This window comes from Cronobacter sp. JZ38 (assembly GCF_008932145.1).
Classification (GTDB): domain Bacteria; phylum Pseudomonadota; class Gammaproteobacteria; order Enterobacterales; family Enterobacteriaceae; genus Cronobacter; species Cronobacter muytjensii.
Window position 1 is genome coordinate 3,929,205 of sequence record NZ_CP017662.1, and the last position, 13,089, is coordinate 3,942,293.

General features: G+C 59.6%; 7 protein-coding genes. All 7 read right to left on the bottom strand.

Going from position 1 to position 13,089, the window contains the following annotated elements; genetic code table 11:
- Window positions 1–170: 170 nt before the first annotated feature.
- A complete protein-coding gene (locus tag BJP61_RS18525; protein WP_161580870.1) occupies window positions 171–1,958 on the bottom strand; it encodes a sensor domain-containing diguanylate cyclase in 1,788 nt (595 codons plus the stop codon).
- A 225-nt stretch (window positions 1,959–2,183) separates the two neighbouring features.
- A complete protein-coding gene (tsr, locus tag BJP61_RS18530; protein ID WP_038865192.1) occupies window positions 2,184–3,851 on the bottom strand; it encodes a methyl-accepting chemotaxis protein in 1,668 nt (555 codons plus the stop codon).
- A 296-nt stretch (window positions 3,852–4,147) separates the two neighbouring features.
- Window positions 4,148–5,347, bottom strand: a complete 1,200-nt coding sequence (locus tag BJP61_RS18535; protein ID WP_171998990.1) for a hypothetical protein — start codon at window positions 5,345–5,347, stop codon at window positions 4,148–4,150.
- Window positions 5,348–5,496: 149 nt separating this feature from the next.
- A complete protein-coding gene (locus tag BJP61_RS18540; RefSeq protein ID WP_171999370.1) occupies window positions 5,497–8,544 on the bottom strand; it encodes an autotransporter serine protease in 3,048 nt (1,015 codons plus the stop codon).
- A gap of 649 nt (window positions 8,545–9,193) precedes the next feature.
- On the bottom strand, window positions 9,194–10,429 hold the full coding sequence (codA, locus tag BJP61_RS18545) for a cytosine deaminase (RefSeq protein ID WP_171998992.1): 1,236 nt from the start codon (window positions 10,427–10,429) through the stop codon (window positions 9,194–9,196).
- The gene (locus BJP61_RS18550; RefSeq protein ID WP_038865200.1) at window positions 10,426–11,655 is read right to left on the bottom strand and encodes a PucR family transcriptional regulator; all 1,230 of its coding nucleotides are present in this window, start codon (window positions 11,653–11,655) and stop codon (window positions 10,426–10,428) included. Before BJP61_RS18550 ends, codA begins: the two co-directional genes overlap by 4 nt.
- On the bottom strand, window positions 11,652–12,920 hold the full coding sequence (codB, locus tag BJP61_RS18555) for a cytosine permease (protein WP_038865202.1): 1,269 nt from the start codon (window positions 12,918–12,920) through the stop codon (window positions 11,652–11,654). Before codB ends, BJP61_RS18550 begins: the two co-directional genes overlap by 4 nt.
- Between the last annotated feature and the right edge of the window lie 169 nt (window positions 12,921–13,089).

Genomic DNA, 13,089 nt, shown 5'->3' on the forward strand with positions numbered 1-13,089 from the left:
ACCTCCGCTCAATGGCAGCGCCCTTCTGTTGTTGGAAAGCCAGTGTGCCAGAAAATATATGCTGCCAAACCACGGAGTATAGGCGGAAAACCAGCGGGTTTACGAAACGGAAAACTCTGGTTTGCGCGCCGCCCCGAAGGAAAGCCCCGGGTGCGGCAACGGCTGCGTCGTCAGGCGTTCGGTTTCAGCCGGTTCGCCACCACGATACGAGAGCGGCCCATCTCTTTGGCGAGATAGAGCGCGATATCGGCGTTTTTCACCAGATTGTCACGGCGCGCGTGATCGGGCCAGGTGGCGAGACCAATGGATACCGACACCGTGCCAATCTCCGCGCCGTTATAACGCAGCGACAGCCCGCTGACCTGCGTCAGAATGCGCGTCGCCAGTGCGTGCGCCTGCGCTTCTCCCATGCCGGGCAGCAGCACCAGAAACTCTTCGCCGCCATAGCGAAACGCCTGCGCCGTGTCGCTAAGCGTGGCCCGAATAACACGGGCAACTTCTTTGAGCGCCGTATCGCCCGCGTCATGACCATACTGGTCGTTAAGCGTTTTAAAGTGGTCGATATCAATCATCAGACAGCTCACTGGCGAGCCGGACGCCTCCGCCTGGCTGATGCAGGCGTGCAGCGCATCTTCCAGGTGATAGCGGTTGCGCATGCCCGTCAGCGAGTCGTACATCGCTTTTTCGATCAGTTCATCGCGCAGCTTCTGGTTCGCCAGCGCCAGCGCCAGCGTCTCGGCCATCAGCTCCAGATAGACATACGGCGGTTCAATCTCTTCATTGATTTTCTCAAACGACAGCAGCCCGATGGTTTCATTCTGGGCGATCAGCGGCACGCAGATCGCCTTCGGTGCGGCGAATGTCGAGAGATGTTTACAGGGAATATCCACCAGGTCACGGCCAGGACTGTGCATCTGTCCGCGGCGCAGCGCCCAGCACTCGTCGGGCGTAAAAGCCGCGTCGTCGCCGGACACGTCAAGCCAGCGGGCGACGCAGGTCATCAGGCTTTCGTGCGCGTCGAGCACATACAACCGGCCCGCCAGCCCCGGCGCGATTTGCGGCGCGAACAGCCGCGTCAGCTCGATAATATCGTTGCGCGTTTCGCTGCCCTGTAATCGCTGGGTCATGCGCGACAGCAGCCGCCGGATGGCCCAGTCCGCGTCGCGCTCCTGCTCAAGTCGCTGACGCGCAAGGCCGTTTTCCCGAAAGATATGCACCGCCTGCGCCATGTCGCCGATTTCATCCACCTGCTGCAACAGCGGCGCTTCCACCGCGTAGTCCTGCGTCGCCAGCCGGTTCACGACATCGCTCAGCTTCACCACCGGTTGCAGAATGCGGCGCTTGAGCACAAACCCCAGCACAAACAGGAACAGCAATGCGGTCAGCGCCACCATGATTTCGGAGAGCGTTCGCAGCCGCATTGAGGCGTCGGTGGCTGCCTGGATTGTGGCGCGGGTGCGCTGGTCAAGAAGGCTTCGAAAATGCGCGAACTGAAAATCGACCTGATTGAGCTGATGTTCATAGTCTGCGCTGAAAAGCAGATGAATGCCGCGCTGACTGTCGCCACTGGCGATAGCCTGCATTGCCTCCTGCTGCTCATCTTCCAGCTCGCGCGCCTGAGCCAGGCCCTGGCGTAAATGCTCAATCTCTTCAAGCGTGGCCCCGACATCCTGCAATGACGCCAGCTGATTTTCATCGCGGGTCGCCGTCGCCAGCTTATCTTTCCATGCCTGTAGATCTTCCGGCTGGCGGGTCACCGCGTAGAGGCGGGCAATCTCAGTCAGGGAGTAGACTTCCTTTTCAATCTCTTCCGTCAGCCTGTCGAATACCGCGCTTTGCCGCACAGCCGCCCGCTCCTCCTTATCAGCGCCGGAAGCCATCATCAGCACCACGCCGGAGGCGAGAGTCAGCGCGACCGTCGCGCCATAGGCAAAGTTGGTAATCGTTGCGATGCGCACAAAAGATCCTGTTGGTTGTAAAGCATGTCAGTCGTTACCGCGCGGCGGGCACTGCCAGGATCGCGTCGGTTTTATCCTCGGTCTGAACAGATAAATTATAGAGACTGTTAATCGATTCTTTATATAAATGAATCGAAAGGGCTACGCGCCTGACGCCGATAAAAATCGACGCCATAAAAAAAGCCCCCGCCGCGAGAGCGACGGGGGCCTGTTACCCGAAAACGCTTAGAACGTTTCCCAGTTATCGCTGCCCTGCGCGACCACCGGCTTACGCGGCGCGACCGGCGCGACGCTTGCCAGCACCGGGCTGACCTCACGCGGCTTTTCGCGCGCGTCCTGGCTGATGCGGAACACCGCGACAGACTGCGTCAGGCGGCTCGCCTGCTCTTCCAGTGCGGCGGCGGCGGCGGCCGACTGCTCTACCAGCGAGGCGTTCTGCTGGGTTACACGGTCCATCTCGGCGACGGCCAGGCCCACCTGGTCGATACCGCGGCTCTGCTCGTCAGAAGCAGAAGCGATTTCACCCATGATGTCGGTCACGCGGGTAACGGCGCTCACGATCTCGCCCATGGTCTCACCTGCGCTTTCCACCAGCGTCGAGCCCACGTCCACTTTGCTTACGGAGTCTTCGATAAGCCCTTTAATCTCTTTTGCCGCCTGCGCGCTGCGCTGCGCCAGGTTGCGTACTTCACCGGCCACTACGGCGAAGCCGCGGCCCTGTTCACCGGCACGCGCCGCTTCTACCGCCGCGTTCAGCGCCAGGATGTTGGTCTGGAAGGCGATGCCGTCAATCACGCTCGTGATATCGGCAATCTTCTGGGAGCTGCCGGCGATATCGCGCATCGTCTGCACCACGTTGTCCACCACTTTGCCGCCTTTCTGGGCGGTTTCCGACGCGCTTAACGCCAGCTGGCTCGCCTGACGGGCGTTTTCGGCGTTCTGTTTCACGGTCGCGGTCAGCTCTTCCATGCTGGCGGCGGTCTCTTCCAGAGACGCCGCCTGCTCTTCGGTACGGGAAGAGAGATCGTTGTTACCGGCGGAGATTTCGCTGGCGCCGCTGTAAATCGCGTCCGCGCCGTTACGCACTTCACCCACGGTGCGCACCAGTTCGCCCTGCATATGTTTAATGCTGGCGGCCAGCTGGCCCATTTCGTTGGTGCCGTCCACTTCAATCTGGCGCGCCAGATCGCCGCTCGCGATATGGCGAATACTGTCAATCAGACGGTTAAGCGGCGTGATAAGCGTGTTCTGAATCCCGAACCAGACGCAGACAATCACGCCCAGCACTACGGCCAGCACGCCAACCAGGATCCAGATAGCCATGCTGTAGGAGCTGTTGCTGTCTTCCACTGCCAGCTCATACAGGCGGTCATTCTGCGCCATGTAGGTGGTATAGGCTTTCTCGAAACCGTCCTGGTATTTCTGGGTCGGCTGGTCGAAAAATTCGTTGATTTTCCCGGCGCCGAGCAGCTGGATAAGCTCCGCCAGTGCGCCGTGGTAGATGTCGTAGTTACGCTTAATTTCCTGCGCGTACTCTTCGCTCTGGCGCGGGTCGCGCGGCAGGGCCTGATAATCCGCCCAGTGCGTTTCCGCCTGCTTCAGCGAGGTGCTGGCTATCTGCATCAGATCCTGCACCGTCGCGCCGCTGCCCATGTTGCTGGCGTCCATCATGTAGCGGATGCCGGCGCGGTTTAAGGTATTACGGGTCTGAATCAGCGCAACCCAGCTGCCGTTCAGCGTGGACTGCTGCTGGCGAATGGTTTGCAGAACCGTAAAATTTTCCTTGTCACTTTTAATGGCGTTAAAGAACAGGCCACCCGAAGCCATTTGCAGCAGGCCAAACAGGGCCAGAACAAACAGCAAACTGGTTACAACTTTTATGCGGTTTAACATGGTTTCTCTTCCCGATACGACAGATGGAGAGAGTTTCGGCATTACCCCCAAAAACTTTATATAGATAAGCGCCCTAAAAGGCCGATTTTTGTACTAATTTTGGTGGGGAAAGCACCATAAATACGCAGTGTGTGACGCAGGTCATATTGTGACTTTGAGGAAAACAAATTAAGCACAGCTTAATTTCCGACTTCAGCATCACGAAATAGCGCTTAAGTGCAAAGCGTCAGCCGTTTGCTCGAAAGTGGAGCGAAAAGAGTGAAACAGGCAAATCGCCTGTTTCACAAAGCATTTATTTATTTTTTTATCGAACCGTTCGCGTCAAACAGCGTATCCCACCGGCGGATCTCGCCGGTTTCAAAGGTGAGGCAGCCTTTCATCATCTGGCGAAAATAGCGTACCGAGGCTTCATTATTGCCGGGCACAAAATTTGCGTAATCGCGCGCCGTCGCACGCGCGCGCAGCTTCACGATATAAACAGGGCAGATAAGCTCTACGCTGCCAGTCGAAAACAGGTTCACTCCGTGGATAAAGAAGGCTTTCTCATCACGGCCCGGCATCTCCTGTGTGTGCCAGACCGCTTCGGGAAACATCGCCGTTGAAAATCTCTCGTCATCGACCCGGTAGTAGTGCGGTTGTGGGTCCACCAACCCAATGGAGACCAGCGAGCCATAAACCAATGTGCTCCAGACGGTAGGAAACAGCAGGACGATAAAGACCACCGCTGCACAAGCCGTCACTAAAAATTTTTTAATGGCCCCGCCGCTCTTGTGCTCGCCGCCTTTATGCGAGTAATGCACAATGGCCGGCAAAAACGCCAGAAAGGCGAACAGGCTGATAAATACCCAGGCGAAAACCATAGCCCAGGAGCCTTCGCCGCGGCTGGAGTGAATAAGAAAACCCGCAGGTATGGATACAGACAGAGCCGGTAACAGGATAAAAAGCGTATTGGCGATGATTAATCCCAGCCACATTAATACCAACCAGACTTTCTGCCATTTGCCGGGTTTCAGCGTGCGCAAAAGAAACCCGGTATTAAAATAAATCACCAGTAAGGTCGCGGTGATAACTGTAAGGATAAGCACTTTCTGAACGCTAAAGTCATATTGGCCGGTCAGTTTTTTCACAAGCGTGGTATGCGGCAGGAAAACCAGCGTCAGGTAAACAAACGAGACGGCAAAGCAGATCCAGGGCAGCTTTTTATTAAACGGCTGCTCAGGGTCGCCGGGGTTCACTTCGCGATGCGCCAGTAAAATCGCGCTGGGCAGCACCAGCGTAAGCGCTGTCGCCAGTGAAAACGCGGCGGCGGAGACCAGCAGCGAGATCAGGCCGATATTAAAGGAAAACGCGCCCATCAGAAGATCGAGACGTCCGATACTGACCAGATAACTCCAGATAATCGCGCCAGACAACAGGGTTGAATAAGGTAATAACGCGACGAAATATTTACTGACTTGCTTCACCAGCGCTTTTATCTTGTCACTCTCCGTGCTCATCTCTTTGTTCCTTTAACAACCGTATCGTTAGCGGCCAATATACCGGAAAACATTCCCGGAAATAATAACGGCGGCCAGTGCTGCCCGCCGTTAATAATAAAGGCGCCACGGAGGGCGCCTTTATTCATTACCGCAAAGATGCCGGTTTATCAGAAGTTCCAGCTAAAGCCCGCGTTGACGCTGTTGTCCTGATAGTTCTCTGAAATCAACCCGCTGTAGCCGAGCGACAGATGCGCGTTGCGGTTCAGCGCCACGTCGGCGCTCGCTTTCAGCACGGTGCCGTCGCGCGATGCCGACACGCTGTTGGTCACAAACGGCGTGCTGCTGCCCCGGAATTTAAGGCCGGTGGCGCGATCGAGCTCGCCATACTGGTGCTGCCAGCCCACTTCGCCGCGCAGCGCCACGGTCGTTTCGGCGGTGGCGTCCCACTCCAGGCCCGAACGCAGGCCGAGCGTGGAGAACGTCGCGTCGGTGTGCTGCTTGTCGCCATGTAGCGCCGTCGCCCCGCCCTGCTCGCGGATGCGGTTGTTTTCAAAATTCACATACGAGACGTTGGCGAATGGCTCGACATTAACCATGCCCGCCGCCAGCTGATAACCCGCTTCCGCGAAGAACTGCTCGGTACGCGCGTTATATTTCGCGTCGGCGTGATCCGACTGCGCGCCGTAGCGCACCGAGCGGCTGGTGTCGAAGCGGTGCCAGGTGTAGCCCGCACCTGCGCGCAGGGCCAGTTCGCCAAGCTGCTTGCCGCCATAGACCGCCAGATGGTAGTTATCGCTGTCAGCGCCCGCGCCGTAGCCGCCGTCAAGCGACGTGCGGGTATAGCCGGTCGCGACGCCCATGCGCCAGTCGTCGGCGTAAGCGGAATCCAGCCCCAGCAGCACGCCGTACGTGGAAGCCTGATACCCGGTGGCGTTCTCATCGCCGGAGGCGTGATCCCACGCGCCCAGCAGCTTCGCCCACGCACCGCCGTCATCCGCCGCCACCGGCGAGACGCTGGTCAGCCCTTCCGCCTGACGCAGACGCTCGTTAAGCGTATCGCGCAGATAGCGGCTGTCATTAATTTGCGCCGAGGCGATATCCGCATGGATCTGCCCGCCGAGCTGGCGGAACGCCTGACGCGCCTGCGCGACCGAACCGGTGGCGAGAAGGCTCTCGTACACCGGATTGCCTGCGCCGAGCGTTTCCAGCGCGCCGGCGACAGCGCGGCCGTTGGCCGTATCTGCCACGCTGGCAAACGCGGTGTCGTTACGCGCCACATCCAGCGTCACCTGCCCGCCCGCGTAGCCCAGCGAGGTGCCGAGGAACAGATAATCCGGTGCCACGCTGTCGAACTGACCGGTCACGCCGTTGGTTGCCGACAAAATGTTATACTGCTGGCCCAGCAGGCTGCGCACTTCCGCCTGGCTTAGCAGATTGCTGCTGTTCTCAAGCGAGACCGCCACTTCGCCGCCGTTCAGCGCAATAGCGCCAGTGGCGTTAATCACGTCGCTGCGCCCGTCCGGCGAGACTTCCACCGCGTAGAGCGAGCCCGGCTGGAAGGTTACATCGCCATTGACGTTCAGCGTGCCGATGGAATTGCCCGGCGCGACAGTCCCGCCGCGCGCCGCCGTCAGCGAGCCGACCGTCCCGTTACCCGCCAGCACGCCCTGCTGCTGTACGGTCACGTCAGAGGTCAGGGAGCCATTGACCACCAGCAGGCCATCGTTCACCAGCGTCGGGCCGGTGTATGTGCTCGCGCCGGTCAGCCACAGCGCGCCCGCGCCCTGCTTGGTCAGGCCGCCGTGGCCGGAGATATCGTTCGACCACAGATCCATCGCGCACTGAATATCGTTACAGGTGCGCGCCAGGTTGGTGCCCGCTTCGACTTCTTCGCCGATGCCGGGGATATCGGCGATAAACTGCGACGAGCCGTAGGCGACGCCGTCCGGATCCGGCACGCGGAATTCTTCAGGAATATCTTCCACGGTATAAAACATGCCCGGCCCATGAATCGCCTTGCTGAGATCGATCATCCCCCAGCCGTACAGCGCGTCAATGCCCGGATCGCCCATATCCACCGTGGTGGTTTTCAGCACCTGGGCGATTTGCTCGCCGGTCATGTATGGGAAGCGCTCCATCAGCACCGCCACGCTGCCCGCCACATGCGGCGCGGCCATCGAGGTGCCGCTGTAGTTGGCGTAGTCGGTAGTCAGCGTCTCAGGGCTGGTGCCTTCAATCACCGAGCTGTAGATACGGCTGCCCGGCGCCGAGACGCAGAAACTCGCGGTGTAGCCGCAGCGCGAAGAGAACGTGCTGAGGGTGTAAGGAATGCTGTTGGCGGAAGCCGGATCTTTCATCACGCTCGCCACCGTCAGCCAGTTCGGCGCAATATCCGGCACGAAGTACGCCAGGCCTGCTATCGCATCGGGGTTGTTGAGGTTGTAGTCGTTACCGGCGGCGAAAATGGTGACGATGCCGCTGCGGGCCGCGTCGATGGCGCCCTGATACGCGCCGCCTGGTTTGGTGCCGAGGATCTGTTTTATCTGATCGAACTGCGCCTGCGCGTCAGCGACGGTGAAGTGCGGATAGGCCGGATCTTTCCCGCCCTGATCGAATTTCTCGGTAATACCGATGCCCCAGCTGTTGTTGATGATGCGCGCGCCGCTGTCCATCAGCGCATGCCAGCCCGCCTCGTACACCGCGCCGTCATTGCCGAGAATAATGCCGTCTTCCGGGCCGGGGTCGCCGTTCTCGGCGCTGATTATCTGGGCGTTAAACGCCACGCCATGCATCGCTCCGCCGTCGCGGCTGCCTGCCGCGATGCCGCCGACGTGGGTGCCGTGCGCGCCCAGTTCGCCGTCGGAATCCACAGACGGCGTGCCGTCATAGCGGAAGGCATCGCCCTTTTTCACCGGGATATAGGGGTCGGTATATTCACGAATACCTTCCGTCACCAGGTTAATGACTTTATTGGCGCCGGAGAATTCGGGGTGTAGCGCGTATACCGGCTGATCGAAAATACCGAGCTTAATCCCTTTGCCGGTATATCCCGCCGCGTAAGCTTCATCAGCGTGGATCGCGCCGAGGCCCCATTCGGCATTATATTCGCTGCTGCGCCAGCTCGCGGCGTCGCCCGCTTTACCCTGCTCGATATAATTACTGGCCGCCGCCTGCCCGATACCGGCCAGGCCTAAGGCTATCGCCACCGCGCTCATGCGAATACGACGCCCGCCCCGTGCAGGCGAATATCCCGCCTGAACAGGTTCCACTGCTCTGCTTCTGTTGATCATCCCAGAGACCGTCCATTGTTAGTTTGCAAGGGGCCAGACGTGCCAGCCCTTATAGTCATAGGTATGACGCGCGGCCACCGGGGCCGTCGCGGATATAAAGGTTAAGCAGAATTTATTTATTTTCGCCAGCCCCGTAAAAAGCGCAGAAAATTTAAAAAAGTGACCTGCGTCATATTATTTTTCTATCGATTCTGTCGATTCATGGCGTTAAAACAGCGCGCAGATAATAACGTTGTCGCGTAAAAGGGAATTTACCGCTTCGCTTATTTCCGCGTCACGAATAAAAACAGTGATATATTAATCGATTACCATTAGTAAACTATAAGCAATATAATAATACAGGGTGGCAAACATAAAAACCGGAAAGTCCCTGACATAATATTTCCGACGTATTTCTCAATTATGTATAAATAAAAATTAAAAAAGCCTATGGCGCATTTTTTCGCTTTTAGGATGTTTCTCAAAAACGCACGAAAAATAACCAGCGTGTGTTTATTTCCCGGAGTATCACCGGCCAGCTATAAAAAAAGCGCCCGCAGGCGCTGGTGAAATAACCGTCGTCACGCAGGGCGAGTCACGAATAGCGCAGCGTCTCCGGCTCGCGGCGCAGAATAACCTCGCCGTGACGCACCGAATAGCGCGCTTTGGCCTGGCGGCGCACCACTTCGTAATCATCCGGGGCATCCAGCACCACCAGATTCGCCGGACGGCCTTCGCCGATGCCATAGTTGTCGCCGAGGTTAAGCGCCCTCGCGCTGTTGTCAGTGACAAAATCCAGGCTGCGCTGCAAATCCTCATAGCCCATCATGTGGCAAATATGCAGCCCGGCGTCGAGCACGCGCAGAATGTTGCCGTTGCCGAGCGGATACCACGGATCTTTAATCGAATCCTGGCCGAAACAGACGTTCATGCCGGCGCGATCCAGCTCCGCCACGCGCGTCACGCCGCGCCGTTTCGGCCAGGTATCAAAACGCCCCTGCAAATGAATGCTTTCGGTCGGGCAGGAGACAAAGCTCAACCCTGCGCGCTTCAGCAGGCGAAAGAGTTTTGAGCAATACGCGTTGTCGTAAGAACCCATCGCCACCGTGTGGCTCGCCGTCACGCGCGCGCCCATGCCGCGCACCCGTGTTTCTTCGGCCAGCACTTCGAGAAAGCGCGACTGCGCATCGTCGGTTTCATCGCAATGCACATCCACCAGGCAACCGGTACGCTCGGCGAGATCCATCAGAAATTTCACCGAGCTGACGCCCTGCTCGCGGGTATTTTCAAAATGCGGAATGCCGCCTATTACGTCCGCGCCCATCTCCACGGCCTGTTCCATCAGCGCCCGGCCCAGCGGAAACGACTCGATGCCCTCCTGCGGGAACGCGACGATTTGCAGATCAATCAGCGCGCGCGCCTCTTCTTTTACCTCCAGCATCGCCTTCAGCGCGGCAAGCGTCGGGTCAGTCACATCCACATGGGTGCGTACATGCTGGATCCCGTGGTCGCGCAGCATACCGATGGTCGTATGCGCGCGGCGTTTGGTGTCTTCATGGGTGATGGTGGCCTTACGCTGGCCCCAGCGCTCGATGCCTTCAAACAGCGTGCCGCTCATGTTCCATTCCGGCTCGCCCGCCGTCAGGGTGGCGTCCAGATGAATATGCGGTTCCACCAGGGGCGGAATAACAAGCCCGCCCTGCGCGTCGAGGTCGCCCCCACGGGGCGCCTGCATTGCCGTCTGCGGCGTGATGGCGTTGATGAGGCCGCCCTCCAGCACGAGCGTGAACCAGCCTTCGCGGCGGCGTAAACGGGCATTAACGATATTCATAACGGCTCCTGTAAATGAGACTGCGACATGCGCCAGATAACCAGCGCGGCCGAGGCGTTCAGCCGGAACTGGGGGTTATCGACCGGGTAGCCGGTCTGTTTCTCAATCCGTTGCAGGCGCTGGTGCAGCGTATTGCGATGAATATTCAGCCGTCGGGCGGCTTTAATAAGATTACTGTTTTCCTGAAGCACCGCATCGAGCGTTTCAAGCAGCAGCGACGGCGATTTGCGCCCCGGCTCCACCAGCGCGCCGAGCGTCTGCTGGAAAAAGTCATTAAGCAACCCGGGATCGTTAATGGCCGACAGTAGCCGGATAAACCCGAGCTGTTGATAGTCGCACAGACGCTGGCGGGGTTGCAGGCTTTCGGCGATATCCAGCGCCTTGCGCGCCTGAGACAGCGCCCGTGCGTACTGTTGCGGCGCGGATACCGGGCCGGAGATACCGCCCAGCAGCGCCAGCGGCGCGGGGAACCGGCGCGCGTCGAGCCACTCCTTCAGCCACGCCTGCTGCGCGCTGAAATCGTCGCCGTCCGGCAGCAGCAGGATCAGCCGCTCGCCCACCTCCAGCAGCGGCCAGGGATTGCGACGCTGGCTTAAGGCCGCCTCAAGCTGCTGGCGCGCCTGCCGTCTGGCCTGTTGCAGCGCGCCTTCGGCCTGGCCTGCAGGCAGTTTCTGAAACAGCGCGGGCGCGCCATGCAGCCGTAGCGCCACCACCCGCACGCTGGCCGCGATATCGAGCTGCTGGTGCTGCGCGCGCTGGCCGAGCAGCGCGAGATCCGGGTAATCGCCAGTCAGGAGCTGCTGGAGAATATCCCGTCGCGATCGCAGCTCTGTTTCACGGCGCACCAGCGCGGTGCCGATAAGCTCGGTGACAATCACCATTTTCAGGTGGTAGGGCTGTTCGATAAGCGCAATGCCGAGCGTTTGCGCCAGCGCGATAACCGCAGGCGGAATGGTATGAATAAACGCCTCGCCGGTAAGGATAACCATGCCCGCGATGCCGCTCTGTTTTCCCTCTTCAAGCAGCCGCAGAAGGTTTGCTTCATCGCGCGGGTGGTTGATGCCGGTGATAAACACCAGCTCGCCGCCCATCACCCATTCGGCGATGCCCTCATTCTCCGCCACGTAATACCAGCGCACCGGGCGATGCAGCCCCGCGTCGCCCGCCCGCAGGCGCAACGCGTTAAGCCCCTCCAGCGCCAGGATCTCGCGCACCGTCAGGCTCACGGCTGCGGCTCCGCCATCGCACGGCCTGCATTTGCCTTACGTGTGAGACGCGCCAGCACCAGATAACTCGCCGCCGAGACGGCGATGCCCACCAGCGGCGCTATCCACGGCGAAAAGTACGCCGTCAGCGCGCCAAGCGCATAGGCGGCAAGCCCGGCGTAGTTGAAACGCGGCAGGTGAGCCTCGCGCAGCGCCGGGTAGCGCCCGCGGCGGTGGAACCAGTAGTCAGCGATAATCACCCCGCCGACCGGCGGAATAATACTGCCAAGCAGCACCAGAAACGGGATGAGCATTTCATACATGCCGCCGATGGCGAGCAGAATGCCAATGCCCGCGCTGGCGACGGTCAGCGTGCGGCGGCGCTCGCTGCGCAGCAGATGGCAGGCGGCGGCGGAAACGTTATAAATCGTCGGCCCCTGGATGGTCCACAGGTTGAGGCACAGCATAATCACCGCCGCCACCGACAGCCCCTGTAATATCATCACCGCCACGATATCCGCCTGCTGATAAACCACCGCGCACCACGCGCCTGCCACCACCATCAGCCCATTGCCGAGCAGAAAGCTTATCAGGCTGCCGGTAATGGCGGTGCCACTGCTGCGCGCCAGGCGCGTCCAGTTGGTGGCCTGGGTCGCACCGCTTGCGAAGGTGCCGAAGACCATCGTGATCGCCGCCGACCAGCCCAGCGTCTGGGTCGGCGCGATGCTCTGCATCCCCTGCCAGCCGCCTGCGTGGCGGGTCGCCATCCACATTGAGACCACCAGCAGAATAAACATCAGCGGCACCGAGACGCGCGAAAGCAGATCCAGCCCGCGGTAGCCCACCAGCGCGGTTACGCAGAAAGCCAGGCCGAAAAACACCATCAGCGGCGTCGTGATCCACTCCGGCAGCGCGAGCAGTTTCACCAGCGTGATAGCGACCGTGGCGGTGCCCCAGGCATACCACCCCAGCTCCGCGAAGCCGAGCAGGAAATCAGAGAGTTTGCTGCCCATTTCGCCAAAGCAGAAGCGGCCCATCAGCACGGTGTTAAGCCCGCTGCGGGCGGCTATACAGCCGAGCGCTGCCGCGTAGAGCGCCAGCAGGAGGTTGCCGATAACGGCTATCCAAAGCATCTCGACGACAGGAAAGGCGACGCCCAGCTTGCCGCCTGCGAACATCGTGCCGGTGAAAAAGGTAAAGCTGAACAGCACCATTGAGATGGAAAGCAGGCCCTTGCGCCCGGCGGCGGGCGCCTCGCTTAACGGGAATTCGGTGTTCGCTGACATAACGTGTCCTCTGCGAAAAAGTAAAAACGCGATTGCGCAGGGATTGAGCAAGTTATGTGCCAGAAATTGTCGGGCAGAACGGCTACAAAACGGTGTGCAGCATGCACATATTGCGGCGGGAAACGGGAGCCATACGCCCCGTAATTGTGCAGAGTGTCGCGCCCTGCAC